Source organism: Xanthomonas vasicola (assembly GCF_000772705.2).
Classification (GTDB): Bacteria; Pseudomonadota; Gammaproteobacteria; order Xanthomonadales; family Xanthomonadaceae; genus Xanthomonas; species Xanthomonas vasicola.
In genome coordinates this window covers 1-24,260 of sequence record NZ_JSBW02000033.1, presented here as the reverse complement: position 1 = coordinate 24,260, position 24,260 = coordinate 1, and the positions used below count along the sequence as shown (strand labels likewise).

The following is a 24,260-nucleotide window of genomic DNA, read 5'->3' as shown; positions in this document are numbered from 1 at the left end:
ACCTCACGCCGCGTCCGCTTGCGCTTGCCGTTGTACTCCGCATCGCCGAAGGTCAGTTGCATCGTCGTTGTCCGTTGCGTCTGTGTGATTGTCGCAGGATCAAGGGGAGTTGTTCAGAGTTTCCCTAAGTGAGGCCGCACGCAGGCACGCTGCTTGCGGTGGACAGCAATGGCCTGGAAATTCGGGTTCCCAGCAGCGCGGACCGTTCCAACTTGCGCAGCACAGGCACTGCTGCGCGGCGTCGGTTCACACCCTGACGCGCTCAGGGTGTATGGTGCATGGGCGGCCGGAACCCGGTGTCGCCTTCACTCTATCTGGCCTTTTCCATCAAGAATCTCTGCGAACGCTGCGACGCCGTCTGTTGCCGGCTCACCGTCATGGTCGATCCATCCGACCGCATCCCACACCATCTCACCAGCGTGACGCCACAAGGCTGGCACGTGATGGCGCGCGATGAGGAAGGTTGGTGCGTGGCCATCGACGCTGCGCGCATGTGTTGCTCGATCTACGAGACGCGGCCGGCCATCTGCCGCCGTTTCGTCATGTCCGGCCCGTATTGCCGCGACGTGCGTGCCACCTACGACGACCAACGCCGCCGGGGCATTCCTTTGACACTCTACAACGCATGAGGATTCGCGATGAACAATTCCCGCCGCCAGTCGATGACCGTCAGTAATCAGCCAGGCAAGCCGCGTTTGTCCGAGCAGCGTTTGGCTGCCGATCTGGAAGCGTTTCAGCAATCCGGTGGCGCAATCGAACGCCTGGGCGACACACCGTTGCGTCGCGAAAAGAAGCGCGGCGCGCCAGAATCTGCGCCCGCAGCTGCAGTCAAACCGGCCGTCGAAGCCGACGCCGAGTAAGCGGCACAGCGGCAGCACGCGTCTTGCGCCTGTCGCTTCAGCTGCACCAGCTGCAGCACAACACCTGCTGGGCGACAGCAGGGATTGCACCGCACTGTGTAGTGCGCTGATCACCGAATTGAATGCCTGCATTGCAGGAACGTTGGCGCCGCCTGTCCCGCACGCCGCCGCATCCAGATCGATGCAACGCGTCACCTACTCCGTTGCCAGATGCATCACGGGCGCGATCGCGCACCTGGCCGCGATCGCCGACGCGGTGCAAGACGCGCAGCCATCACCACAACAACGCGACGACGCAGCGACTGATCTGCGTCACGCTTGCAGGTACCTGCACGCGCAGGCCGCTACAGCAGCACTCAGCACTCAGCACTCAGCACTCAGCACTCAAAGATCATGCCCCCCGCGCAGCATTGCCCCTCGCGAGGCAATCGACGGTTACAGCAGTTCTGCTCGCTTGGTCGCACCAAGCCTTTGTGCCAGAGAGGCCATTTCGTTGGCCAGTGCGATCATGTTGCCGCCGGCCTGCGCCGCGATGCCCATGATGCGTTGATACGCGTCCCAGAAGTCCGGCCCACTGCCATAGGTATCGTGGAACCCTTGCAGCTCCAAGACCAGCAGATCGGACACCTGTATGTCGGAGCGGTCCATTGTGTCACCTCGTTGGGGATTTCCCCGGCCCGCAGCTTATACCCGTTCACCTTACAGAACCGGGTCAGCCAGACAGCAGGCCATCTGAACCTGAATTGGTTACGTAGCTCCACGAGCACTTGGCATGCCGAGCTCTGGTTGGGGCTGCTTGCGTTACTGCCTCGGGGCCGCCTGAGCTTCGCGCAGATTAAGCAGGCCGCCACATGCCGGCCTGCAGCCCACACCAACCCGGCTGAATGCCAGCACAGATAGGCCCTGCGGTTCGTTGGCAGCTCCCGAGTAACGCGCAGAGCTGTGCGCATTCCCGTGTAAAATGCCGGGTTTTTGAACGGAAGAATTGCGAAAGTTTCTCCACGGGCGCCCTTGTCGGGCCCGGCGTTCATTCGCCTGCTTGCTCGTCTCAGCGATGCGCACATTGCCCAGTCCAACCACGCACTGGCCGATCGGCTGAGCCAGTGGATTGATTGGACGCGCGCGGTTGCTGTCTCCAAGGCGCTGGACGGCAAGCTGCCAGACACCGACGACCTGCCCCAACTGCGCCCGCTCGATGCGGAGGCGTGCGCACGCGTGCGCAACGGGCTAGCCACCAGCAGCGTGGCCGAGTTGGACGCGCTGGTTGTGCGCGTGCGTGCCGAGACCCGCAATGCCGCGCTCACAGACGCACCCCTCGCTTTGCCCGACTACGCGCCGTTCCGCCAGCATTACTTGGCCATGCAACGCGCCATGCGCACCGCCACCGGCGATCTGCGTGGGCGCCTGCGTGATCTGCTTGCCCTTGTCTCTACCGACATGGCGCGGCTGGCCGAAGTGGATGCGGTGATGGAGCTCACCCTGAGCCCGCGCGAGCAGAGCTTGCTGAACACCGTGCCGGGCCTGCTCGGCGCGCATTTCGAACGCCTGCGCCATGCCGCGCATGCGCACCAACCGCCAGCCGATGACGATGCCGCCCCACGCGCGGTGTCCGATGGCTGGCTGGATGTCTTTCGCAAAGACATGCAGAGCGTGTTGCTCGCCGAACTGGATGTTCGTTTTCACCCGATCGAAGGCCTGCTTGCAGCGCTTCGTACCCGCTAACTGGGACGTCATGTTCAGAACTCTCGTACACGTGTGTGTGTTTCTCGTCGGCCTGTTGGCGGTTTGCTGGGTCGGCATCGGTTATCTCGGCTCCAACCCGCTGGGCGCCTGCATCGCGGCGGTCATCGGCGCCTGTTATGTGGCCGGCGCGCTGGAGCTATATCGTTACCGCCAGGCCACTGCGACGTTGGAAGCGGCAGTCGATGGGCTGACCACGGCGCCCTCCGCCCTGAGCGATTGGCTGCAAGCCATACACCCCGGCCTGCGCAATGCAGTGCGTCTGCGCATCAAAGGCGAGCGCGTTGGGTTGCCGGCACCGGTGCTGGCGCCGTACCTGGTCGGTTTGCTGGTGTTGCTCGGCATGCTCGGCACGCTGCTCGGCATGATGGCCACGCTCAAGGGCACCGGCTTTGCATTGCAGAGCGCCACGGACCTGCAGGCCATTCGCGGCTCACTCGCCGCCCCGGTAGAAGGCCTGGCGTTTGCGTTCGGCACCTCGATTGCCGGCGTGGCGACATCGGCCATGCTGGGGCTGTTGTCGGCATTGTGCCGGCGCGAGCGCCTGCAGGCGGTGCAGCGGCTGGATCTGAAGATCGCCTCCGAACTGCATCCACATTCGGATGCGCATCAACGCGGCGAGGCGTTCAAGTTGCAGCAACAGCAAAGCGCCTTGATGCCGGCCTTGATCGACCGGCTGCAGGCGCTGATGCACAACATTGAGCAGCACAGCATTGCCGCCGACCAACGCCTGGCCGCACAGCAGGCCGACTTCCATGCAAAAAGCGAAGCGGCGTACGCGCGGCTGGCCACCGCAATGGAGCAATCGCTGCAAGCCGGTGTCGCCGAAAGCGCACGCGCCGTCGGTGCAGCATTGCAGCCGGCGATGGAGGTCACCATGGCCAACATCGCGCGCGATACCGCGGCATTGCAGGCGCACGTCACCCAAGCCGTGCAGCAACAGCTGGACGGCATTACCCATGGCTTCCAAACCAGCGCCAGCACTGCGGCCGAGCACTGGAGCACCGTGCTGGCTGCGCAGGAGCGCGCCCAGCAGACCTACAACGCGCACCTGCAAACCACGCTGGAACAGATTGCCGGGCACAGTATTGCCTTGCAGGAAAGCGTGAGCAGCTCCGTGCAGCAGCAGCTGCACGGGGTCAGTGCAGCCATCGAGCAGAGCGCACGCACGGCCGCCGAACACTGGCAGGTGGCGTCGGCCGCGCAGGAGCGTACGCACCACACGTTGACCGAGCAGTTGCAGGGCACGCTGGAACACATCGACCAGCGCAGCATTGCCATGCAGGACAGCGTCAACCAGGCCGTGCAGCAGCAATTGAGCGCACTCAACGATGGCTTTGCCCGCAGCACCGCGGCCAACGCCGACACCTGGGCCGCCGTGCTTGCCGAACAGCAACGCGCCACCGAAGCGCTCGGCACGCAATTGCACGCCACCCTCAAGCAACTAGCGCAGCAGACCAGTGCATTGCACCAAGGCGTGCAGCAGGCCGTGCAGCAGCAGTTGGACGGGTTGAGCAGCGGTTTCGAAACCAGCACCGCCACGGCCGCAGCCACCTGGACGGCCGCTGTGGCCGAACAGCAGCGCGCCAATCACGCGCTCACGCAAGAGTTGCAGGGCACGCTCACGCAATTCGCCAGCACCTTCGAAGCACGTTCCGCCGCGTTGGTGGATGCGGTCTGGCAACGTATGCAGCAATCCAGCAGCGACACCGCCAGCGCGTGGAGCGATGCATTGGCCCAGCAACAACAGGCCAGCGCGACCTTGTCCAGCCAGCACCACAGTGCACTGGCCGCGGCCACTGCCAGTTTCGACGCGCATGCGGCGGCCATGGTCGGCACCTTGCAGCAATCGCATACCGACCTGCAGGCGGCATTGGAAGCGCGCGACACCGAACGTCTTGCGTTATGGAGCGAGCGCTTCGGCGCAATGAGCACGGCCCTAACCACGCAGTGGGAACAGACAGGCGAGCGCGTCGCCCAGCAACAGCAAGCCATCTGCGACACCCTGGCCAGCACCGCCAGCGCGCTTTCAACGCAGGCGCAGGCGCAGGCCAGCGCGACCATCACCGAAGTGTCGCGCCTGATGCAGATCGCCTCCGAAGCGCCCAAGGCCGCAGCCGAGGTCGTCGCCGAGCTGCGCCTAAGCCTGTCCGACAGCATGGTGCGCGACACCGCAATGCTGGAAGAACGCAGCAAGCTGCTTGCGACCCTGGACACCTTGCTCAACGCGGTCAATCACACCTCCACCGAACAACGCGAAGCGGTGGATGCCTTGGTCACCACCTCGGCAGACCTGCTGCAGCGCGTGGGCAACCAGCTCACCGAACAGATCGGCAGCGAAACCGGCAAGCTCGGCGCGGTGGCCGCGCATGTCAGCGGCAGCGCGGTGGAAGTGGCCAGCCTGGGCGAAGCCTTCGGCATGGCGGTGCAGTTGTTCAGCGGCACCACCAGCGAGCTCAACGAACGTCTGCAGCATGTCGCCACCGCACTGGACGCCTCGCTGGCACGCAGCGACGATCAGCTTGCCTACTACGTGGCGCAGGCTCGCGAAGTGGTCGATCTCAGCATGCTGTCGCAGAAGCAGATCATCGAAGAACTGCGCCAGCTCGATCGTGGGCGTAGCGAACCCGGCCAAGCAGAAACGGCATGAGCGACGAGATCGAAAACGACGGCGAACTGGGCACTCCCATCTGGGCGGCATTCGGCGACCTGATGTCGGTCTTGCTGGGCGCGTTCGTGCTGATCCTGGTCGGCGTGATCGGCGTGCAGTTGCAGCTGTCCAGCCGCCTGGATGCAGAGGTGAAACAACGTCAGGCCGAAGCGCAACGTCGCCAGACGCTGGAACAGGCACTGGCCGCACCGCTGGCTGCCGGACGCGTGACCCTGGTCGATGGCCGTATCGGTATTCGCGGCAATGTGCTGTTTGCGTTCAATTCCGATGAATTGCAGCCGGAAGGACGCGAGGTGTTGAAGTCGCTCGCAGCGCCCTTGGCGCAGTACCTGCGGGCGCGCGAAGAGATCCTGATGGTCAGCGGCTTTACCGACGACCGCCCGGTGCTGGGCGGCAACCGTCGCTACGCCGACAACTGGGAATTGTCCGCGCAACGCGCACTCACGGTGACGCGCGCGTTGATCGCCGAAGGCGTACCAGCATCATCTGTGTTTGCGGCCGCCTTCGGCTCGCAGCAACCGGTGGATTCCAACGCCGACGAAGCCCGCCGCGCAAAGAACCGCCGCGTGGAAATCGCGCCGATTGCGCGTCCATCATCGTCGCGCAAAGGCGCATCGACCCAGCCCACAGCGACCGCTGCACCGCGATGAGCAAGCCGGCACTCTCCGCGCGCATGCAGTTGGAGCGCTGGCGCAGCCAGGGCGCCGATCAGTTGGATCCGGTGCGCTTCCATCTGATGGAATCCTTGGCGGCGCGTGCTGATGCGCAGGCCGATGCGGTGCGTGAGGTGCTGGAACACAAGCTCGGCGCCTTAGTCGACGATTATGCGACAGTGCTGAAGCAGGCAACGCGTCGCCCTGTTGGCAGAGGTGCGGCGGCGGCGTCAACGCCAGGGTCGTCGCAGTCCAGCGCATTGGGTGCACTCACCGCACAGATGGCCGGCCATGCGGCATTGATGGAAGTGGACAGCCGCAAGACCGCCAGCGCAGATGCCATGTTGTTTCCGGAGTTGCCGGCGCTGGACGACTTTCGTCGCACCTGGACCACCGTGCGTACCGCCAGCCAGGTGCGGCAATCGCTGCAGGATGCGCCCAAGGACGCAGGCCCACTCAATTCCAACGTATTGGTGCACCGCTGCATCACGCTGATGCGTGAGTGTTCGCCGGGCTATTTGCAGCATTTTCTGGGCTACGTGGACGCGTTGTCGTGGCTGGAGCAGCTGCACACCGGCGGCGCGTTGGCCAACGAAGAGACCACACCGGTGACGCCGGGCAAGAGACGCAGCAAGAGCCCGTCGAAGCGGCGCGGTTAGAGTGGTAGATCAAGCATGCTGCTTGTCGGGCGGGCTCACACAGCACCGGTGTTGATCGCCGGTTCTGCTTGCGCTGGAACGCCTATCAAAACCGCAAACGCGCACCCACCGTCCAGCTCCGCGGCGCGCCGGGATATACCCACTGCTCGCTGTACGAAAATGCGGCGTAGTGGCGATCAGTGAGGTTCTCGACCTTGGCGTACAACCGCACCCGTTCGCTGATGTCGTAATGGCCAACCACCCGCCACACGGTGTAGGCCGGCAACACAAAATCTGTATTGCTATCCACCGAGCCTAGCCGTTCGCCGGTGTGCGACACGCCCATCCCTATCGCCGCGCTACGTTTACCGGTCAACGGCTGTTCGTAGTTCAAGAACGCGTTACCGCTGAAACGCGGCACATTCGGAAACCGCCGGCCCTCGGCCAGTCCGGTGCCGGCGGCAGCCGCGCTGCTGCGCGTAACTTGCGAATCGGTGTAGGCCAGGCCCACGGATGCGGCCAGATGCGGGGTCAATCTGCCAAGCAGGTCCATCTCCACGCCTTGGCTGCGCATCTCGCCCACCGGCAGCGAAAAACTGCTGTCGGCCGGGTCCAGACTCAACACGTTTTTCTTGTCGATGCGGAACGCGGCCAATGTGGCTTCCAGGCCATCGCCGGGCTGTACGTATTTCAAGCCGGTCTCCAGCGAGCGGCTCTTTTCCGGTGCAAAACTTTGCCCGTTGGCGCCCACACCGCTGTTAGGGCGAAAGCCCGCCGCCGCACTTGCATACAGCGAAAGCGCATCGTCGACATGGAAGGTCAGACCCGCGCGCGGGCTCACCACGCCGTCGGATGCGCGCTGGGTCGTGCCGCGCAAGCGGTTGTCCAGGTCTTGCTGGTAGTGGTCGTAGCGCAGGCCGAGCAAAGCTTTCCAGCGCGCGCCCAGATCGATCTGATCCTGCGCGTACACGCCCCACACCTGCTGGCGCTCGTCGGTGTCGGTAATGGTGGCCAGCCGCCCCGACTGCGCCACGCCGTAGCGCGGCGCCAGCACGTCGATGCTGTATGGCGTCGCCGCAGAACGGGCGCGTTGCTGGAAGCGGCTGTCGTCGAAGCGATTACCGTCGATGCCGAACAACACGTTATGCGTCGCCCTGCCCGCCTGCAGGCTGCCAAGCAACTCCGCACGCGCGGCGATATCGCGGCCCTGGTAATCGCGATATCGACGTTCCCTGCGCAAGGTGCGCTGATCGGCTTGCAGCGTCCACGGCTCGGTGGAAAACCCACGCATGCCACTATCGCGGTAAGTCGCCCCACCCTGCAACGACCAGGTCTGATTCAGACCATGCACCACGAACAGCTGGTGCCCCGTGGAATGCAGATCGATAGCGCCATCGCGCGGCTCGCCCAGAAAGCGCGACGCCGGCAGCCGGTTGGCATCGCCGTCGATGGCGGTCACGCCGCGATCGAACGGCGCATGGATCCGCACGGCCTCCAGCTCATACGACACCGTGGTATCAGGCGTCGGCATCCACAACAACGATGGCGCCAACAAGGTATTGTCGCTGTCGACAGTGTCACGAAAGCTGTGCTGATCCTTGTGCATCACGTTCAAGCGATACGCCACGTTCTCGCTCAACGGGCCGGTGCTGTCCACGGCGGCGCGATAACTATCGAAGCGACCGGCCGACACATCCAGGCTGTTCTGCGCTTGAAACAGCGGCTTTTTGGTGATGATGTTGACCGCCCCACCCGGCTCGCCGCGGCCATACAAGGCCGACGCCGGCCCCTTGATGACTTCGATGCTTTGCGTGTTGGCCGCATCACGCAGGCCGTTGTAACCGCGGCTGGCATTGAAGCCGTTGACCATGTAGTCCGAACTGAAATTCGGGTCGCCGGTGAAGCCGCGCATCGAATAGCTGTCCCACAGACCGCCCAGGTTGTTGGCCTTGGTGATGCCGCTGGCAAGCTCCAATGCACCGGCCAGATCGGTGGCGCCGGCATCGTCCAGCAAGGTCCGATCAAGCACACGCGCACTGATCGGCAAATCACGCAGCGGCGCGTCGGTCTTGGTGGCTCCGGTAATGCTCAGCGCACGGTAAGGCATGTACTGGCTGCGCACCTGCACGGCATCCAGATCGCGCGCCTGCAAATCGTCGGCCTGCGCGCAAGCAATGCTGCATGCGCAGGCCAGCAGGCTGAGCAAGGGCAGCATATGCCGCATGCGGCGGCGCGGGAACACGGGCATCGGGCAGAACTCCTGAAAGACCTGGGCGCAGCAAGCCCGGGGCGACACTGAAAAAGCGAGAAGTGAAACGTGGATGTTTCTATGAAGCAGGATCGGCCGTCGCATCGAAACGTGGCGCACGCTCGAAGTCGTCGCGCGTGAACGGGCCGTCGCGGAACAGATAGCCATAGTAGAAGGTGCGTAGCGCGAGGTGATATGCGCGAATGCAGTCATGATACGCAAATTGTGCCTGCAGATCGGTGTCGGCAAGACGCGTCAACGCTACCTGCAGTGCGACCGGCGGCAACACGCTGGCCACGCGTTGCGCCAGCGCTTCGCGGCGCTGCAAACCGTGGCGATACGCTGCCACCTGCGGCGCCACCTGCTGGTCGCCATTTTCGTGGAATGCGAAGTACCACTTGTAGTGAAACGCTGTAGTCAGCGGCGCCGAATCGGTCCATTGCGGATTGCGCGCATAGAACGCCTGCATGGTGTCCTGACGCGGGATGTCCCACGCATGATTGACCGCCTCGCGCTGCAGCCGCGCAATCTCGGTGCCCTGGTTGACCGGCACCGCCTGATTGATCGCCACATGCGCCAGCGCCGGAGCCACCAACGCCAACACGACCCAGCAGGTGGCCAATGCGGTTGCATGCGCCGCAGGCCGCCACTGGATACGCCCGACCAGCACCGCCAGCATCACCCAGAACAGCAGATAGCCTGCGCCCAGCGCCAGCACTGCCAGTTGCTGCAGCAACGGCACTGCACTGAGCGTAGCGAAAATGACGAACGGCACGCTCAAGCACAACAGCACCGCTGCGGCGCGCACCACCACACGTCGCATCAGCAGCGTGGCACCGGCACCCGGCAGTGCGGCGAGCATGCGTGCCCGGCCAGCTTCGCGCTCGCCCGAACGCAGATCGAACAGCAATGCGATCACGAACAACGGCAACAGGAACACCAGCACGAACGCATAGTCGAAACGGCCAGCCAATGCGAGCTCGGGGTTGTAGCTGTCGCCATCATGGATCTGCGCCTCTAGCCCCAACGCACGCACGCGCAAGATGTAAGGCGAAACATCGCGCATGCCTACCGCTGCAAACGCTAGTGGCGATGGCGTGTCCCAGGTGGGGTAAAAGCTGTAGTAGGCCGCGCTACCGGCATCGTTGGAGCGCGCAACATAGTCTTCCACCGCCGCGCTGTCTTCGCGCTGCAGCGCCGCAATCTTGGCGATATTGTCGCGTTGCGCCGCTATCACGTGCTGGCCGGACAACAGGCTGGAGATGGTCAGCACGGCAAGCAACAGCAACCCGGCAAGTGCCGCACGTGCGCGCAGCAGCAACAGCAGTTCGTATTTCCACAGCACCATCAGCGCGCCACTCCCACACGTCGCCCGGCGGCAACCAGCATGCACAGCGCGGCGAGTAACCAGGCGCCGATCAGGCCAAACGCCGCGCCTGCGGTGCCGATCACCTCAGGGGTGGACGCGGGCTGGAAGGCGAACACTGGAATCTCATGCCAATGCTCGGACGAAATGCGCTTGCGGCGGTCGGCGCCGGCATCCTGCGCGGTGTCGTCGGCCATGCTCACCGCGTCGGTCTGCAACTGGTTGAGCTGCTGTACCAGCATGTAGCGGTAGTGCTCCGCCTGGGCAAGGAACCGCAGATGCGCACGCAGATCGGTTTCTGCCAGCGTCATCGACACTTCGCGCAGCGCCACCGTCGGGCTGAGCAGAGAAAATGCGCGCACCAGTAGATTCTGTTGCTGCTGGATGGACGTATCGCGGCCCGCATAGCGCTCGAACAGGCTCGATGTGAGCCGCTCACCTTCCAGCGCCAGCAGGCCCTTGTAGTTCACCGGCAACTCTTCCACACGCTGCACGCCGTAACGCGCCAGCGTCTGCTGCTTGAACTGCGCGAAGTGCGGGTCGTCCGGGTTGTGGCTGTCGCCGAGCGTGCGCAGGTCGCGCTGGATCGCCACGTCGGTTTCCAACCGGGTCGGCAGGCGGTACGCGGCACTGGCCACGTCCGGCGCCACGCGCGGCACCAGCAAGGCCAGCCACACCCACACCGCCAGCGACACCAGCAGCGCATCGCGGCCGCGTCGGCACAGCATCGATATCGCAAGCACCAACGCACACCACACCAGCAGATACGCGCTGTACGCCAGCACCAGCAGCGCGACCAGCGACGCCTGCCCTGACAACAGCGCGATGGGCGCCAGGCCGACCAGAGCCGGCAGCAGGCAGGCGCCAGCCACCGCCGCCAACGCAAGATATTTGCCGCCAAGCAGTTGCCTGCGCGTGGCGCCCTGCAGCAACAGCGCGCGCAAGGTACCGGTTTCCTGCTCGCGCGCCACTGCCCCATAGCCGAGAAACACCAGCATCAACGGCGCCAGCACCTGCAAGACGAACGCAGGCGTCAACTGACCGAAGCGCACCAGCAACGAGCTCTGACGCACATCGCCGAAGTTGGCGGTGTTCTGGCGGTGACCTTCCAGAAACATGCTGTTGCCGGTGAAGGCATCCACGCCGGAATCGAATGCGGCCAGCGCCGGCAACGGCCGATAGATGAAGTGGCCATAATGCACCACGCGGTGCGGATGCCGGTCTGGTTGCGCTTCGAAAGCCTGCTGTGCGGCCTGTTGCTGACGCGTACGGAGATCGGCGACTTCGCGCTGATGGTGTGCCGCAGTCAACGCCGCCACCAAGGTAAGCAGCATCAGCAACACCACACCGATGGCAGCGGAACGGTTGCGCGCCATGAAGCGCAGTTCTTCGCGCGCGACCAACAACACGGGACTCATGCGTACAGCCTCATGCAGCCCGATCCTGTGGGCGCGCGAAACGTGCATGCAGGGTGCGCACATCGAAGCCGCTGTCCCCGGCGCCGATGTCGTCGGCAATCCGGCCGTTTTCGAGAAAACCGATACGGTCGGCCACATCCACCGCACCAAGCAGATCGTGCGTGACCATCAGTACCGCACCACCGCGTTCGCGCACGCTGCTTACCAGACGATTGAAGTCGGCGATGGCGCGCGGGTCCAGCCCCGAGGTGGGCTCATCCAGCAGCAACACCGGCACCTGCCGCAGGGTGGCTACGGCAATCGCCACTTTTTGCCGCATGCCTTTGGAGAACCCTGCCAGCCGTTGCGCCCAGGCATCGCGCTGCAGGCCAGCGGCCGCAAATGCCTCACCGATGGCGGCCTGGCTGCGGCGCTGGCCGGCCAGGGCGAGCAGATAATCGGTATTTTCCAGCGCGCTCAGATGTTCGTAGAGCGCGACGTTTTCCGGTAGATACGCCAGCCGTGCACGCGCCTTGCCGGGATCGGCAACCGGGTCCACGCCGTCCACCCGCAAGCTGCCGGACACCGGTTTGACGAAGCCCAGCAATGTGGACAGCGTGGACGATTTGCCAGCGCCATTGCCGCCTAGCAAGGCATAGACGGTGCCGGGCGAGACGTCGAGGTTGAGTCCCTGCAGCACAGCGCGGCCACGGTAGGCCACGTGCAGGTCGGAAATTGAAATCGCGGGGGTCATTGGCGAACTGGCAGGCACGGCTGAGAAATGAGATACAAATGATACGTTATCACATTTCGTAAAGGCCAGACTCGGCAAGTCGCCTGCTGCCGCCTGCCTGGAGGTCACTGGCATAGCAATGGCCGCGCCCCGCTCCTGCACGGGAGCAGCCGGCACCTGACAGCAGACACGCCGAGCCGAATGCCATGCGCATCAATGCGACACGCCGGCACCAGCAATCAACAGCTATCCCCATTCGAGACATTCACGCCCCACATGAACTTTGATTCCGCAACGTTCTCCCGCACGACGCTTTCCACGCATGCGACCCGCACGCCCCCGCCAACGCCGGTGCCTGCAACACATCGCCCAGTACCCGACGCGTCGCCGGCTTGCTTGCTGCAACGATGTTCGCCGCCGCACAGCTTAACGCCCAGCCCATCGATACCAGCGCGCCTCGCGCCGGTACGCGCATGGCACGGTGCGAGCGAGTCCTTGATCGTGGCGCCGGCCGATCCGTGGAGTACACCAGTGGAACGCAGCGATTTCGTCAGCACGCCAGCTACGACGAAACGCGTGCGTGGTTGCAAGGCCTGGTTGCTGTTTCGCCGCTGCTGTCGCTGGAGGTGTTCGGCAAGACCAGCGAAGGACGCGACCTGCTTGTGCGCGCACAAGGGCAAGCGCGGCAAGCCGGTCGTGCTGGCGCAGGCCGGCATCCGCGGCGGCGAGATTGATGGCAAGGACGCCGGGCTCGTGTTGCTGCGCGATATTGCCAACGCGGCAAAGACGATCTGCTGGACGAGGTAGATTTCGTGTTCGTGCCCATCCTCAACAGCGACGACCATGAACAACGCGGCCCGCTCATCGGCGCTGCATTGTGTGGCCCGCAACAAATAGGCTGGAACACCACCACGCGCGGCATCAATCTCAATGGCGATTATCTCAACCTGGAAGCGCCGGAGATGCGCGCAACGTCAAGCTGCTGCACACGCGCGACCCAGCGTTGTATATCGACCTGCATGTCAGCGGCGGGCTCGATCATCAGTACGACATCAACTTTACCTTTGCCGGCTGGGGCACTACACGCGCTCGCGCGCGACTGCGGGCTGGTTGCAGCAGCGCTTCACCCCGGCCGTCAACACCGCGCTGCGTCGCCAGGGGCACGAACCTGCGATCTACCCCAGCCTGATCGACGAAGACGCGCCGCGCTCCGGCTTGCGCTATTGGCCGGAAGGCCCACGTTATTCCACCGGCTACGGCGACTTTGTCGGCATTCCCACCGTGCTGGTGGAAAACCATCGACTGAAGTCTTACCGGCCGCGTGTGCTTGACGATTACGTGCTGCTTGAAGAGGCGCTACGCGTGGTTGATCGCGATGCAACGAAGATCACTGCAGCCAAGCACGTGGATCGCGCCGCACGCACATAGGAATTGATGGTGGCGTGGGAACGCCTGCCGCAACCGATCGACCACATTCCGTTCAAGGGTGTGAGGTCTGCAGCCGGATGCGCATGGCCTGGTCTGGCTCGACGATCTCCACGTCACCTATCGCGACCTTGCCGCTGATCCCATCGCGCACCTCTCCGGCGCGATTGCAGCCGGCTTCCGCCCGCTGCCGCAACCGGCCCTTGACGCGGCGCTGGTGGCCGAACATGCGTTGTCCGAGCAACTGTTGGAAGAATTTCTAGCCAGCGACATCGTGGTGATCGGCGCGCCGATGTACAACTTTTCGGTGCCGACCCAACTCAAGGCCTGGATCGATCGCATCGCCCAGCCTGGCCGAACCTTTCGCTACACCGCTACCGGGCCCGAAGGCCTGGCAGGCGGCAAACAGCTGATCGTTGCGTCTTCGCGCGGGGGCATGTACACGCAAGGGCCGATGGCCTCGCTGGATTTTCAGGAGGCGTACCTAACCGCAACATTCGGGTTTCTGGACGTGCGCGACGTGCACTTTGTGCGCGCGGAAAACCAGTCGCGCGGCCCCGAGCCGGCTGCGGCAGCATTGATCAGCGCGCATGCATCCATCGCCGATGTCGTGCGCGGTGTCGTGCACACACACGTGGAGGCGTGAGCCATGCTGCATATCGTCACCCTCACCTATCGCGTCGCCCCGCCGGCACTGGCCGCACATCTGGACGCCCACAAGCAATGGCTGCGCAAGCACATCGACACAGGGTTGTTCCTGGCGGCCGGCCCATCGGCCAATGGTCTGGCGGCATCGTGCTGGCCTACAGCACCGATACGTCGGCACTGGATCGCATCGTGGCCGAAGACCCGTTCGTGCTGCATCAGTTGGTCGATGTCGGCGTGCGTCGTTTCGAGCCTGCACTGCGCGCCCCAGGATTTTGGGCTGTTTGAAACGAGACGCGGCCGGTGGAATGCGACGCACGGCAGTCGTCGTAGCGACGCCGGCGCCGTTGTTTTTCGATACCTGCAGGAAGGCTTATGTCTGCATAGCTAGGCCGCAGCGCCACTTGCGGCAAACCACTCGGCGTATGGCGTGTTCTTGACCAGATGCCGATTGAAATCCTTGGCGCCATCGTCCACCACACCGGCCCACGTTCGCCCAATGCGAGCTTGGCCGCATCGACGGCGCGGCGTGCAGCGACTAGCCGCTGCGCATCGCCGTCGTGCTTGGCGGCCTTGACCGCGCGCCGTGCGTCCTCAGCGCGCTCACCAAGGTGACGCGCGCCTCTTCGCTCATGTGCGGGTTACTGGTGCGCCACAGCCTCCCACGCACGATCAGGTAGCGGCCGTCTGGCGTCGTGATGGGTGTGGTTGGAGCCGTCATCGCAAGCTCAAGGCACTGTGCGTTGTTGTTGCATCGCATTGGTGCGCGCGGCGCTCACTCCACGCGTTCGAAGCGAGCGCGGGAAACACCATCCACCTCCACGTGTTCGACGAACATCGCATACGGGCGCACCCACAAACCGATGTGGCTATCCAATGGCCGATAAAGCACCAGCGGCTCCAGCGTTTCGCTGCTGCGCACCACGCCGAGCACCTCATAGCGGCCACCTTTGAAGTGACGGTATTGGCCAAGTGCGATAACAGGTAACGGCGGCAACGTGTCCATGACATGCAACGTGATCGGGGGGATGAAGTTTAAAGCGACAAGCGCTGTAGGGAGCGAATGGCCTTCCGCTGGAACGGTATTGCGCGGGCGCCTTACGGGCACGCGCAAAGACCTCTATCAGCCCGCTGACTGCGTTTGTCACTTAGCACATGCCTGGAAGAGGCGAGCCGGCAGCCAATTTCGCCGTGACCATATCTCCGACCCACGATATGCCTGGCCTTCTTTGTCCAGGGCTCGTAATTCACGCCCAAAGCAGAACCGATCTCAGGCGTCCTCATTCGTCCTCATTCGTCCTCTTCGTCCTCATCCAGTTCATCCTCGATGCTGTCGTCGTCATCGATTTCGCTGTCCTGTGCGGGCCCGTCCTGGAGCAGATCTTCGTTCTTGCCTGGCGCCTTGACGCCTTTGGGGGGAGTCGGATCGTAGATGCCCCGATTGCCGTTTTCGTTGTTGCCCATGGTCAGCTCCTGCGGCAAAAGGCCGCCTCATCACCCTCCTCTGGAACATGTGATAGACACGTATGCCATACGCAGAAAATGCGGAGTCCGTCGCAAGATCTGAACCATTCGCACTTGAGACCGGATCCACATCTCATGGGCCTGCATCCGCACCTCGCCTCGCCCCGTAAGCAGCAAAACGCCTACCGAGGAAACACCATGCCGAGTTTGATCTGCGATCTGGAAGACCTGCTCGCCTCGTGGAAGGCCGAGGCGCGCACCTTCGATGCCTGCGACATGCCGGCCTCCGCGCTGGCCTTCCGCGACTGCCATCGTCGCTTGTCTGCACTGGTGAGCGAGCACACAGCGCAGACGCTACCGCCTGTCGAGCACATTGCTGCCAGCCACCAGCAGAACGCACAGCCTTAGCGCGCACATGCTGTTGCCAATGCGCTGCTGGCAACCTATGTCATTTAACGTTGGCTACTGTCTTCTTACGGCGCTGAGCCAAGAGCGACTAACAACACGGAGCGAGCCGCCGTGGGGGGCGTGAACGACACAAGAATCAGGGGTGCATGAGTGATACATGCTGTTTTCAAGCACGAGCCGTGTCCGCCTGCGGTGAGCGCAGTCTTTTTGTTAGTTGCTCAAGCCATTGCTCGCCGCAGCATTGGGTGTGTCCAATAGATCACGCTTCACTCATCACCCAGCACACGCTCGCCCATCAGTTCGCGCTCGCGCTTTTCCAGTTCCTCGGCGTAGCGTTTGCGTACGAATCCTTCTGACAGCACGCCCAGCACCTTGCGGTCGCTGTCGATCACTGCCAACTCATCGGCTTGGGTCGCATCGAAAACCTTCATGATCGCCACGATGTCGGTGTTGGCCAGCAGCGCCGCCTCGCGGTGCTTGGCGTAGTCGCCGACCGGCGCGTCCAGCTGCACGTTGTCGGCATACAGCACAGCCAACGGCACCACGCCGGCGTAGTGCCCGTCTGCATCTTCCAGTACCACGCGCTGCGTGGAGCCCAACGGGAACCGCCGCCGGAATTCGCCCACGCTAGTGTCGTGCGCGGTGTGGTTGGCATCCTTGCGCATCATCTTGCCGGCCGACAGATTGCGCACCCAGCCCACATCGCGCGCACTGCGGATATTTTCGCCGCGTAGATGCAACCGCCAGGTAGAAAACGAATATCCAAACACCTGCCGCACCACGGTGTTGGCCACCAGCACCGCCACCATCACCGCACTGGCCAGCACGAAATCGTGCGTGCCTTCCAGGATCAGCATGGCCATGGTCATCGGCGCGCCAACAATGGCCGCCGCCAATGCGGCCATGCCCACCAGCGCTGCACTGGTGGTGTCCACCACTGCAGCGCCCAGCAGCAAGTTAAGGCCCACCGCAAACAAGCTGCCCACCAGCGAGCCCATGAACAACGACGCGAAGAACAGGCCACCGCGGAAGCCGAAACCCAGCGAAATTCCCGATGCAATGCACTTGAGCACCAACAGGATGGCGATCACCTGCAAGGTGCTGCTGCTGGTCAGATCCAGATGCAACGCGCCATGCCCCGACGACAGCACCTGCGGCGAATACATCGCCAAGGGAATCAGCAACAACCCACCGATGACCGGGCGCCCCCACACCGGCAGATTGATGCGGCCCACACCACGTTCGATGCCGGCGACCAGGCGCATCACGGCAATGCCGATCAGCGCGCACAGCAAGCCCAGCGCGATGTACACCGCATAGTCGCGCGGCTGCAATTGGTAGGCCACTGCAGCGGGCAACGAATACGGCGCCGCACCGAGCGCATTGGCCATGAAGGCGCCGGCCAATGCGGCGGCGGCCACCGGTGCCAATGCCGAAGGCGTGTAGGCGCCAATGACGATCTCGAACGCATAGAACGCACCGGCCAGCGGTGCACCGAAGGCGCCGGCAATCGCACCGGCCGCGCCGGCGCCCACCAACGTGCGCATGTCCGCGCGCCGCACGCGCAAGACGCGCCCCAACTGCGAGCCAGCGCCCGACCCCATCTGCGTGTAGGTCGCCTCCAGCCCGACCGAAGCGCCGAAGCCATTGGACAACAAGGTCTGCACCGCAACGATCAAATTGTCGCGCATGGACATGCGCCCGCCATGCAGGGCATTGGCTTCCACCGCATCCACAAGCGGCCGCTTGCGTCGCCGCGCCATCAGCGTCACCAGGCCAACCAGCAAGCCGCCCAGCGGCAACACCAGCAACTGCGTGGCCTTCATCGAGGGGGCCGTGCTGAGCCGCTGTTCGGGTGCAAGCGCGTAAAGCCAGCTCTGCAGGCTATGCGCGATGTCGGCCTGCAGCACCATCAATCCAGCCGCGATCAAGCCCACCAGCGCAGCCAGGGCGATGAACCACAGATCGTTGGCGCGCAGGTGCCTGCGCAAGCCATCCAGTGGCCGGCGAAGTTGCGCCGCCATGGCATGCACTGCCGGCAAGGGTTGGGAAGGTAGCTGCATGGGACCAGTGATTGCGGGATCAGTACACCGGCAGAGCCGGCTTGTCTGTGGTGCCTAGTGTGCATGAGCGCCGCTGACCTGAGGCACTCTGGCGCGGTGATGAGCCGGTCGCCGCGCCGCAAACGTGATTGCAGTGCCGTGCATTGACGCGCCAGAATCGGGCCAGCCACGCTGCGCGCAGTCAGCAGACCCTGCGCATCCGATCGTTGGGCCACTCGAATAGGGATGCACGATGCTCTCTCTGCTGCTGGGCTTGATTGTCATCGAAGGCATCTGCCGGTCATCTGGAATCGCCCCTACTTCAGCTGCGGCCTGCCGGTGTTTTACACGGCGCATTCCGGTGAGCCGCGACGCGCTGGCCTGTTTTTCGCTGGCGCAGGTGGAAAATGCGGTCGAACCATCGCGCTGGCCGAAATTGGGGTTCCATCGTTTTTCGGAAAATGTTTATGCGTTTCGCGAGACATTTCTGTTCGTCGGCGGTGTCTATCCGATGATCATGCGCGGACGCATCGTGATCGACCGTCGGCAACGCGGGATCATGATGATGGTGGTTGGATTTTTGGTGCCAGTAGCCGTCATCAGGCCCGGGGAAACGCTGATGTTCTCAGGATTTCTCGTGCTGGCCTATCTGCTCCAACGTAGCCGTTTCATCAGTGTTGAAACAGCGGTGCACCTGCTCCTGCAGACCAACACCACTCCGCTGATCCCGCGCGGGCCTGATGCATCCAGGCGCGCATCTGCCGACTGACAACTGCCGTTCGCGCTGCGTTACTGGGCGTCACTCCACCACGCACAGCGGTGTTTCGTTGGGACGTAAGGTGAGCACGCGCACGCCGGTCCGCGTCACCGCTACGGTGTGCTCGAACTGGGCCGACAACTTGCCGTCGCGCGTGTGCACCGGCCACTGGTCCGGCTGCGAACGGATCGCCGCGCGACCCTGGTTGATCATCGGCTCGATGGTGAACACCATGCCTTCCTGCAGTTCCAGACCGGTGCCTGCGTGACCGTAATGCAGAATCTGCGGATCTTCATGCATCTCGCGGCCGATGCCGTGCCCGCAGTATTCCTTGACCACGCTGTAGCCGTGCGCACGCGCATGCCGCGCAATGGCATGGCCGATGTCGCCTAAGCGCGCGCCTGGGCGCACCGCTGCAATGCCTTTCCACATCGCCTGGTACGTGGTCTGCACCAGCCGACGTGCGGTGTAAGCCACCTCGCCCACCAGATACGTGGTACTGGAATCGGCGATAAAACCGTTCTTTTCCAGCGTAATGTCCAGGTTGACGATCTGCCCACCACGCAACACGTCATCGGCCGATGGCACGCCATGGCAGACCACATCGTCGATGGATGCATTGAGTACGAACTCGAAGCCGTATTGCCCCTTGCTGGCAGGCCGTGCATCGAGCTCATCCACAATCATGCGCTCGACAAAATCGTTGAGTTCCAGCGTGCTGCGGCCTTCCAGCGGCAAGCGATCCAGCGCATCGAATACCTGCGCCAGGAGCTGACCGGACACTGCCATCAGCGCAATCTCGTCAGGCGACTTGATCACGTCCGGGCTGGTTTCAAGGCTTGCGGCCGCACGCCCGCAGCGCGCAATTGTTCGGCCACGATTTCCTGAAACGATGTGTCCGGATGCATCTCGCACAGCATGCCGACCTTGATCCAGAAATTGGCCTGCGCATTGATCGAGCGACTACTCACGGTGCACGCACGGCGTAGTTGGTCGTGCAGGTCGTCATCGATATTGACGATGCCCATGGTGGCTCCAGTTCTGGCGATATACGAATCGTATACGCAATGTATATTCAGCTACAACGCCCTTTCGCCTCGCACCAGCTGTGCTCGGTTGGGCGTCGCCACGACGTTCGCGCGCCGATGACTTGTCACCCAGCATCACCGAGCTGCGCCGCGACCAACGCTGGGCCGTGCGCGATCTGCAGAACCTGCCGCGCAGCACGGTGGAGCTCATCTGATGCGCGTACACGCCATGCAAGGCGACACCGTCGACCTGCTGTGCTGGCGCCACCTGGGCAGCACGGCCGGCCTGATCGAGCGCACCTATCTCTTCAATCCCGGCCTGGCCGAACTGGGCGCTGTGCTTCCGCATGGCACCCCGGTGGAGTTGCCCGAGGTAACCACCACCACGGCGGCGATGACGCCGCTTGCGCAGCTATGGGACTGACCCGATGACCGAACCCACCTCCGTATCGAGCGGCTTTTTGATCGCCACCGGTGTGGGCCTTGCCTCCGTGCTGCCTGGCATCGACGGCGACGCGCTGATCGGCGCCTTCGCCGGCGGCGCGTTGTTCGTGGTGTCCGCCGCCAAGCAACCGCTGCTGGTACGGCTGATCTATTTCCCGGTGAGCGTGATCGCCGGCTACCAGCTGGCGCCAGAGATCCTGCTCTGGCTGCCAATCAAATCCAGTGGCGTGGCTGCCTTCGCCAGCGCGGCGCGCGCGATCACCGTCACGCTCGGCCTGATCGAAAAGAGCAAATCGTTCGACTTTTCCTTCCTACGTCGTGGAGGTCCGCCCAGTGCGTAGCCTGGTCACCGTCCTGACGTTGATGGCCTCGCTTGCCATCTGCGTCCGCCTGCTTACCTACCACCGCCCGGTCGATGCGCGCCATCGGCGCGGCGCGGGCTGGTGTGCGTAGTTGCTGATCGGCGGCCAGGCACTGCACATCCTGCTGGCCGGCGCCGGCTCGCAAGTCAGTCTCTGGCACCTGGGCACGTTGATCGTGCTGGCGGTGCTCACTTACCGCGCCCAGGGCAATGTGGCGCGCATCCTGAAGGTCGATTGATGTTCACCGATACCCAGCTCGCCTCGATCATGCAGTGCTCGCCGCAACGCGCCCAGCGCTGGCACAGCCCGCTGCTTGCCGCCGCCAACCGCTTCGGCATCACCACCAAGCGCCGCGCCGCGCACTGGCTCGGCCAGGTCGGCCACGAAAGCCTGAGCCTGACGCGTATGGAAGAAGGGCTGACTTACACGACAAGCGCGCGGCTGCTGGAAGTCTTTGGTGCACGCATCACGCCGGCGCAAGCGCCCAAGTTCCTGCGCAATCCGGTCGGCCTGGCCAACTTCGTCTACGCCAATCGCCTGGGTAACGGTAACGAAGCCAGCGGCGACGGTCACCTCTTCCGGGGCCGTGGCCCGATGCAACATACCTTCCGTGGCAACTACCGACGCGTCGGTGAGCTGATCGGCTTGCCGGTGGAAGAGCAGCCGGATCTGCTGCTGCAGATCGAGCCGAGCGCCCTGGGTGCGGCGGCGTACTGGCACGACAACGGGCTAAACGTCCTGGCCGATGCCGGCGATGTGCTGGGCCTGAGCCGCAAGATCAACCTGGGCAACGCACGCGCCAAGCGCTTGCCCGAAGGCCACAGCGATCGCGTCACGCGCACGCAGCGCGCCCTGCAGATCCTGGGCGTGCCCTGATGGTCACGCGCCTGATCATCCTGCTGGCGCTGATCGCAGTGCTCGTTGGTGGCTGCGTGTGGCAAGAGCAGCGCGTCAGCGCAGCGCAGCAAGACCGCGATGCCGCGCTGCAGGCCAAGCGCCAGGCCGAGGCGGAACGCGACAGCGCCAAAGGCTCCACCACCGTCGTCACGCAGTACGTCGACCGCGTGCAGATCGTGCGCCAAGCCGGCGCCACCATCACCCGTGAGATCCCGATCTATGTCACCCAGAAAGCCGATGCTGCTTGCACTATCCCTGCTGGCTTTGTGCGGCTGCACGACGCCGCCGCCACGGGCAACCCTGCCGGGCCGCCCACCGGAGATACTGATGCGCCGGCCGCCGGCATTACGCTCTCTGCCATCGCCGGCACCGTCGCCGACAACTACACCAGCTGCCACGCCACCGCCGCGCAGCTGAGCGCGCTGCAGAACTGGCTCGACTTGCATCTGCCGGAGCCGGCGCCATGATCAAGCCCGCCAGCCTGCGCGCGCATCTGGTCGCGGCATTGCCGGACCTGGCACGTGATGCCGACCGGCTGCTGGTGTTTATCGACGCCGGCAGCCTGGTCAGCACGTACCAGCCGGGGCTGTCGTTCGAATACCAGTACACGCTCAACCTGATCCTGACCGACTACGCCGGCCATCCCAACAGCGTGATGCTGCCGCTGCTGGAATGGGTGCAGGCCAATCAGTCCGAGCTGCTGTCCAATCCCACGCGACGCGGCGAGATCGCCTTCGAGGCCGACATCCTTGCCAACGATGCCGTTGATCTGTCGATCAAGTTGCCGCTGACCGAACGCGTCGTGGTGACGGCGAAAGATGGCGGCGGCTACGACATGACCCATGCGCCCGAGCCGGTGATCGATCCGACATGGATGAGCTAACCGCGCTGGAGACCTGGGCCGCGCCGTTGCTGGCCCGGCTGCAGGAAGGAGAGCGCCGCAAGCTTGCGCGCAAGATCGGCACCGCGCTGCGGCGATCGCAGAGCCAGCGCATCGGTCGGCAACAGACACCTGACGGGACGCCCTACACACCGCGCAAAGAGCAGCTGCGCGACAAATCCGGCAGAGTCAAACGCAAGAAGATGTTTACCAAGCTGCGGCAAGCCAAGTTCCTGAAGGTCAGCGCTAGTCCCAACGAGGTCAGCGTAGGATTCATGGGCCGTGTGTCACGCATCGCGCGGGTACATCAAGATGGCCTAAGCGAACGGGTGAGGCGAGGCGGTCCCGTGGCACGTTACGAAAGACGCACTTTGCTCGGCTTATCTGTTGAAGATCGGCAAGCCATACACGACCAACTTCTCAACCACCTAGATGCGTGATGTCAGCAGCATGACAGTCAAGACGGGCGGAAGAGTGGTGATGGCGCGCACGTCCCGAAAGCCAACATTTTGACGCGGCGGCAAAATGCAGATAGGTTGGCACTGGGGAGGCAACGGAATGCTGCGCACACCCGGGGCTTTCCCATCCCCCGAATATCATGGAGTGATGTCATGCAATCAAAGTCAGACCGCAATCGGTCGAGCAAGCTCGCAAGCCTACGTAACGTGGGCCTCGTCCTGTCTCTTTCAGCTGGAATTTTCTTGGCTTTACCGGCATTAGCTGAGCAACCATTGCCAAATGTCGCCAATCTCTCAACCAGTCAGCGAGCTGAACTGAGCAAATTGCTCAAAGCCGAACTTGATAAGACGATCGCGAACCAAAATCGGTTGCCAGGCCAAGTGGCCTCGCCCGTTGATGTCCGGTTCGACAGTAAGACAGGGATGATCCTGATCGAACTTGGCAGGGACTTTATACCAAAGGGAGACACATACATCTCTGGTGCCCTTGAGCAACAGCTTCACCAAATAACAGGTGTAGCAACCGAAATCCTAACTGGAAATCTGAGCTTCACCGGTACGTCCTGCACTTTTGGAGGTATTGCTACAGACAAGCTATTTCCTACAGAAAAGTGGGAGCCAAATAACAAAAAACAGACAATGTCTCCCACTGCTGAAGCAGAAGCACCCGTGGTGGTTTCCGCAGGGCACGGCCGCACTAAGGATGGTCTGATCAACGCGACCGGAAAACGAAGCAACCGCATCCGCCGCGCTGAGGGCGCTCAAATCGCCGATTTTTTGCCGGTTTCGGCCGTTTGCGGGGTGTTGCCTGGGTTACAGGCACAGCTTCCCCGCAGCAGGCATTAACGCTTTGCGCGTCAGCCACAGATTCGACAGTGCAAACAGCGTCAGCACCTGTGCGGTGTTCTTCGCCAAACCGCGATAGCGCACCTTGACGTAACCAAACTGACGCTTGATCACCCGAAACGGGTGTTCCACCTTCGCACGCAGGCTGGCCTTGGTGTGCTCCCAGCGCTTGGCCAACTTCAGTTCGCGCTTGTTCTTGATCTGCTTCAGCTTCGAGCGCTTCTCCGCGATCAGGTAGCGCAACTTGCGCTTGCCCTTCATCTCATCGCGCTTCTCAAGCCCCGTATAGCCGCTGTCC

General features: G+C 63.4%; 27 protein-coding genes and 5 pseudogenes. 20 read left to right on the top strand and 12 right to left on the bottom strand.

All coding sequences use genetic code 11. The features are described from left to right. Positions 1–278 precede the first annotated feature (278 nt). Together NX05_RS07850 and NX05_RS07845 are read left to right on the top strand one after the other, a co-directional pair. Complete coding sequence (locus NX05_RS07850) at positions 279–629, top strand: YkgJ family cysteine cluster protein (RefSeq protein ID WP_010365366.1); 351 nt, start codon at positions 279–281, stop codon at positions 627–629. Positions 630–638: 9 nt separating this feature from the next. Then, the gene (locus NX05_RS07845) at positions 639–860 is read left to right on the top strand and encodes a hypothetical protein (protein ID WP_010365365.1); all 222 of its coding nucleotides are present in this window, start codon (positions 639–641) and stop codon (positions 858–860) included. Between the two features lie 435 nt (positions 861–1,295). Here NX05_RS07845 and NX05_RS07840 read toward each other — a convergent pair whose 3' ends face one another. Next, the gene (locus NX05_RS07840; protein ID WP_039435986.1) at positions 1,296–1,508 is read right to left on the bottom strand and encodes a hypothetical protein; all 213 of its coding nucleotides are present in this window, start codon (positions 1,506–1,508) and stop codon (positions 1,296–1,298) included. Positions 1,509–1,832: 324 nt separating this feature from the next. On the opposite strand from NX05_RS07840, the gene NX05_RS07835 reads away from it, so the two are divergent. The 4 genes from NX05_RS07835 to NX05_RS07820 are packed head-to-tail and all read left to right on the top strand — an operon-like array spanning position 1,833 to position 6,583. Then, entirely contained in the window at positions 1,833–2,582 is a 750-nt protein-coding gene (locus tag NX05_RS07835; protein WP_104607790.1) for a DUF3348 domain-containing protein, read from the top strand. Between the two features lie 10 nt (positions 2,583–2,592). Beyond that, positions 2,593–5,250: a DUF802 domain-containing protein gene (locus tag NX05_RS07830; protein ID WP_039435989.1), complete on the top strand. Its 2,658-nt coding sequence runs from the start codon at positions 2,593–2,595 to the stop codon at positions 5,248–5,250. Next, positions 5,247–5,921 (top strand): OmpA family protein, encoded by a 675-nt coding sequence (locus NX05_RS07825; protein ID WP_010365357.1) that lies wholly within the window; start codon positions 5,247–5,249, stop codon positions 5,919–5,921. The genes NX05_RS07830 and NX05_RS07825 overlap by 4 nt, the downstream gene beginning before the upstream one ends. Beyond that, a complete protein-coding gene (locus NX05_RS07820) occupies positions 5,918–6,583 on the top strand; it encodes a DUF2894 domain-containing protein (protein WP_039435992.1) in 666 nt (221 codons plus the stop codon). The genes NX05_RS07825 and NX05_RS07820 overlap by 4 nt, the downstream gene beginning before the upstream one ends. An 85-nt stretch (positions 6,584–6,668) precedes the next feature. On the opposite strand, the gene NX05_RS07815 is transcribed toward NX05_RS07820, so the two are convergent. The 4 genes from NX05_RS07815 to NX05_RS07800 all read right to left on the bottom strand — a co-directional run bounded on the left by NX05_RS07815 (position 6,669) and on the right by NX05_RS07800 (position 12,327). Continuing rightward, positions 6,669–8,810, bottom strand: a complete 2,142-nt coding sequence (locus NX05_RS07815; protein WP_039435995.1) for a TonB-dependent siderophore receptor — start codon at positions 8,808–8,810, stop codon at positions 6,669–6,671. A gap of 79 nt (positions 8,811–8,889) precedes the next feature. Beyond that, positions 8,890–10,158, bottom strand: coding sequence for a DUF3526 domain-containing protein (locus NX05_RS07810; RefSeq protein ID WP_039435997.1), 1,269 nt, complete (start codon positions 10,156–10,158; stop codon positions 8,890–8,892). Next, entirely contained in the window at positions 10,158–11,594 is a 1,437-nt protein-coding gene (locus NX05_RS07805) for an ABC transporter permease (protein ID WP_039436000.1), read from the bottom strand. The genes NX05_RS07810 and NX05_RS07805 overlap by 1 nt, the downstream gene beginning before the upstream one ends. Positions 11,595–11,604: 10 nt before the next feature. Continuing rightward, positions 11,605–12,327 (bottom strand): ABC transporter ATP-binding protein, encoded by a 723-nt coding sequence (locus tag NX05_RS07800; protein ID WP_039436003.1) that lies wholly within the window; start codon positions 12,325–12,327, stop codon positions 11,605–11,607. Positions 12,328–12,698: 371 nt separating this feature from the next. On the opposite strand from NX05_RS07800, the pseudogene NX05_RS24850 reads away from it, so the two are divergent. From NX05_RS24850 to NX05_RS24170, 3 genes and pseudogenes are all read left to right on the top strand, one after another. Beyond that, positions 12,699–13,797: pseudogene (locus tag NX05_RS24850) on the top strand (M14 family zinc carboxypeptidase); the annotation flags it as partial. Positions 13,798–13,801: 4 nt separating this feature from the next. After that, on the top strand, positions 13,802–14,377 hold the full coding sequence (locus NX05_RS07790; protein WP_315897514.1) for an FMN-dependent NADH-azoreductase: 576 nt from the start codon (positions 13,802–13,804) through the stop codon (positions 14,375–14,377). A 3-nt stretch (positions 14,378–14,380) separates the two neighbouring features. Next, positions 14,381–14,767, top strand: a complete 387-nt coding sequence (locus NX05_RS24170) for a YciI family protein (RefSeq protein WP_162231354.1) — start codon at positions 14,381–14,383, stop codon at positions 14,765–14,767. Positions 14,768–14,769: 2 nt separating this feature from the next. Here NX05_RS24170 and NX05_RS07785 read toward each other — a convergent pair. The 3 genes and pseudogenes from NX05_RS07785 to NX05_RS24395 all read right to left on the bottom strand — a co-directional run. Further along, positions 14,770–15,097 (bottom strand): annotated as a pseudogene (locus tag NX05_RS07785) (hypothetical protein); the annotation flags it as partial. A 54-nt stretch (positions 15,098–15,151) separates the two neighbouring features. Further along, positions 15,152–15,382: a DUF1653 domain-containing protein gene (locus NX05_RS07780; RefSeq protein WP_010365337.1), complete on the bottom strand. Its 231-nt coding sequence runs from the start codon at positions 15,380–15,382 to the stop codon at positions 15,152–15,154. Between the two features lie 284 nt (positions 15,383–15,666). Further along, complete coding sequence (locus NX05_RS24395; protein WP_165894337.1) at positions 15,667–15,840, bottom strand: hypothetical protein; 174 nt, start codon at positions 15,838–15,840, stop codon at positions 15,667–15,669. A 198-nt stretch (positions 15,841–16,038) separates the two neighbouring features. On the opposite strand from NX05_RS24395, the gene NX05_RS07770 reads away from it, so the two are divergent. After that, positions 16,039–16,248: a hypothetical protein gene (locus NX05_RS07770; protein ID WP_039436410.1), complete on the top strand. Its 210-nt coding sequence runs from the start codon at positions 16,039–16,041 to the stop codon at positions 16,246–16,248. 266 nt (positions 16,249–16,514) lie between these two features. Here NX05_RS07770 and NX05_RS07765 read toward each other — a convergent pair whose 3' ends face one another. Then, positions 16,515–18,272, bottom strand: a complete 1,758-nt coding sequence (locus NX05_RS07765) for a chloride channel protein (protein WP_017116849.1) — start codon at positions 18,270–18,272, stop codon at positions 16,515–16,517. Positions 18,273–18,543: 271 nt separating this feature from the next. Between NX05_RS07765 and NX05_RS07760 the strand changes: the two are divergent. Further along, positions 18,544–19,059 (top strand): annotated as a pseudogene (locus tag NX05_RS07760) (hypothetical protein). A gap of 30 nt (positions 19,060–19,089) precedes the next feature. Here NX05_RS07760 and map read toward each other — a convergent pair. Next, the gene (gene map / locus NX05_RS07755) at positions 19,090–19,866 is read right to left on the bottom strand and encodes a type I methionyl aminopeptidase (RefSeq protein ID WP_039436009.1); all 777 of its coding nucleotides are present in this window, start codon (positions 19,864–19,866) and stop codon (positions 19,090–19,092) included. After that, a complete protein-coding gene (locus NX05_RS07750) occupies positions 19,863–20,075 on the bottom strand; it encodes a ParD-like family protein (protein WP_010365327.1) in 213 nt (70 codons plus the stop codon). The genes map and NX05_RS07750 overlap by 4 nt, the downstream gene beginning before the upstream one ends. 110 nt (positions 20,076–20,185) lie before the next feature. On the opposite strand from NX05_RS07750, the pseudogene NX05_RS07745 reads away from it, so the two are divergent. From NX05_RS07745 to NX05_RS23660, 9 genes and pseudogenes are all read left to right on the top strand, one after another. Further along, a pseudogene (locus NX05_RS07745) lies at positions 20,186–20,290 on the top strand (head completion/stabilization protein); the annotation flags it as partial. Next, positions 20,290–20,499: a tail protein X gene (locus tag NX05_RS07740; protein ID WP_039446040.1), complete on the top strand. Its 210-nt coding sequence runs from the start codon at positions 20,290–20,292 to the stop codon at positions 20,497–20,499. The pseudogene NX05_RS07745 and the gene NX05_RS07740, both read left to right, overlap by 1 nt. 4 nt (positions 20,500–20,503) lie before the next feature. Then, the gene (locus tag NX05_RS07735) at positions 20,504–20,860 is read left to right on the top strand and encodes a phage holin family protein (RefSeq protein ID WP_039436014.1); all 357 of its coding nucleotides are present in this window, start codon (positions 20,504–20,506) and stop codon (positions 20,858–20,860) included. Beyond that, positions 20,853–21,119, top strand: a pseudogene (locus NX05_RS07730) (phage holin family protein). The gene NX05_RS07735 and the pseudogene NX05_RS07730 overlap by 8 nt, the downstream one beginning before the upstream one ends. Next, positions 21,119–21,757 (top strand): glycoside hydrolase family 19 protein, encoded by a 639-nt coding sequence (locus NX05_RS07725; protein WP_053012846.1) that lies wholly within the window; start codon positions 21,119–21,121, stop codon positions 21,755–21,757. The pseudogene NX05_RS07730 and the gene NX05_RS07725 overlap by 1 nt, the downstream one beginning before the upstream one ends. Next, positions 21,757–22,245, top strand: a complete 489-nt coding sequence (locus NX05_RS07720; protein ID WP_039438918.1) for a hypothetical protein — start codon at positions 21,757–21,759, stop codon at positions 22,243–22,245. Before NX05_RS07725 ends, NX05_RS07720 begins: the two co-directional genes overlap by 1 nt. After that, complete coding sequence (locus NX05_RS07715) at positions 22,242–22,661, top strand: phage tail protein (protein ID WP_053012845.1); 420 nt, start codon at positions 22,242–22,244, stop codon at positions 22,659–22,661. Before NX05_RS07720 ends, NX05_RS07715 begins: the two co-directional genes overlap by 4 nt. Beyond that, positions 22,649–23,098 (top strand): phage virion morphogenesis protein, encoded by a 450-nt coding sequence (locus NX05_RS07710; RefSeq protein WP_039436019.1) that lies wholly within the window; start codon positions 22,649–22,651, stop codon positions 23,096–23,098. The genes NX05_RS07715 and NX05_RS07710 overlap by 13 nt, the downstream gene beginning before the upstream one ends. Before the next feature lie 171 nt (positions 23,099–23,269). After that, positions 23,270–23,962: a hypothetical protein gene (locus NX05_RS23660; RefSeq protein ID WP_134810983.1), complete on the top strand. Its 693-nt coding sequence runs from the start codon at positions 23,270–23,272 to the stop codon at positions 23,960–23,962. On the opposite strand, the gene NX05_RS07700 is transcribed toward NX05_RS23660, so the two are convergent. Further along, positions 23,930–24,260, bottom strand: a 331-nt coding sequence (locus tag NX05_RS07700) for a transposase (protein ID WP_155550126.1), incomplete at its 5' end; no start/stop codon positions are given. The genes NX05_RS23660 and NX05_RS07700 overlap by 33 nt on opposite strands.

Bases quoted from the DNA above. Each gene is read 5' to 3' on its own strand.
- NX05_RS07825 (WP_010365357.1), top strand. From the start codon at position 5,247: ATGAGCGACGAGATCGAAAACGACGGCGAACTGGGCACTCCCATCTGG.
- NX05_RS07735 (WP_039436014.1), top strand. From the start codon at position 20,504: ATGACCGAACCCACCTCCGTATCGAGCGGCTTTTTGATCGCCACCGGT.
- NX05_RS07710 (WP_039436019.1), top strand. From the start codon at position 22,649: ATGGATGAGCTAACCGCGCTGGAGACCTGGGCCGCGCCGTTGCTGGCC.
- NX05_RS07800 (WP_039436003.1), bottom strand. From the start codon at position 12,327: ATGACCCCCGCGATTTCAATTTCCGACCTGCACGTGGCCTACCGTGGC.
- NX05_RS07820 (WP_039435992.1), top strand. From the start codon at position 5,918: ATGAGCAAGCCGGCACTCTCCGCGCGCATGCAGTTGGAGCGCTGGCGC.
- NX05_RS07815 (WP_039435995.1), bottom strand. From the start codon at position 8,810: ATGCCCGTGTTCCCGCGCCGCCGCATGCGGCATATGCTGCCCTTGCTC.
- NX05_RS07780 (WP_010365337.1), bottom strand. From the start codon at position 15,382: ATGGACACGTTGCCGCCGTTACCTGTTATCGCACTTGGCCAATACCGT.
- NX05_RS07720 (WP_039438918.1), top strand. From the start codon at position 21,757: ATGGTCACGCGCCTGATCATCCTGCTGGCGCTGATCGCAGTGCTCGTT.
- NX05_RS07740 (WP_039446040.1), top strand. From the start codon at position 20,290: ATGCGCGTACACGCCATGCAAGGCGACACCGTCGACCTGCTGTGCTGG.
- NX05_RS07770 (WP_039436410.1), top strand. From the start codon at position 16,039: ATGCCGAGTTTGATCTGCGATCTGGAAGACCTGCTCGCCTCGTGGAAG.
- NX05_RS07750 (WP_010365327.1), bottom strand. From the start codon at position 20,075: ATGGGCATCGTCAATATCGATGACGACCTGCACGACCAACTACGCCGT.
- NX05_RS07840 (WP_039435986.1), bottom strand. From the start codon at position 1,508: ATGGACCGCTCCGACATACAGGTGTCCGATCTGCTGGTCTTGGAGCTG.
- NX05_RS23660 (WP_134810983.1), top strand. From the start codon at position 23,270: ATGCAATCAAAGTCAGACCGCAATCGGTCGAGCAAGCTCGCAAGCCTA.
- NX05_RS07810 (WP_039435997.1), bottom strand. From the start codon at position 10,158: ATGGTGCTGTGGAAATACGAACTGCTGTTGCTGCTGCGCGCACGTGCG.
- NX05_RS24395 (WP_165894337.1), bottom strand. From the start codon at position 15,840: ATGGGCAACAACGAAAACGGCAATCGGGGCATCTACGATCCGACTCCC.
- NX05_RS07845 (WP_010365365.1), top strand. From the start codon at position 639: ATGAACAATTCCCGCCGCCAGTCGATGACCGTCAGTAATCAGCCAGGC.
- NX05_RS07805 (WP_039436000.1), bottom strand. From the start codon at position 11,594: ATGAGTCCCGTGTTGTTGGTCGCGCGCGAAGAACTGCGCTTCATGGCG.
- NX05_RS07715 (WP_053012845.1), top strand. From the start codon at position 22,242: ATGATCAAGCCCGCCAGCCTGCGCGCGCATCTGGTCGCGGCATTGCCG.
- NX05_RS07850 (WP_010365366.1), top strand. From the start codon at position 279: ATGGGCGGCCGGAACCCGGTGTCGCCTTCACTCTATCTGGCCTTTTCC.
- NX05_RS07725 (WP_053012846.1), top strand. From the start codon at position 21,119: ATGTTCACCGATACCCAGCTCGCCTCGATCATGCAGTGCTCGCCGCAA.
- NX05_RS07830 (WP_039435989.1), top strand. From the start codon at position 2,593: ATGTTCAGAACTCTCGTACACGTGTGTGTGTTTCTCGTCGGCCTGTTG.
- NX05_RS07765 (WP_017116849.1), bottom strand. From the start codon at position 18,272: ATGGCGGCGCAACTTCGCCGGCCACTGGATGGCTTGCGCAGGCACCTG.
- NX05_RS24170 (WP_162231354.1), top strand. From the start codon at position 14,381: ATGCTGCATATCGTCACCCTCACCTATCGCGTCGCCCCGCCGGCACTG.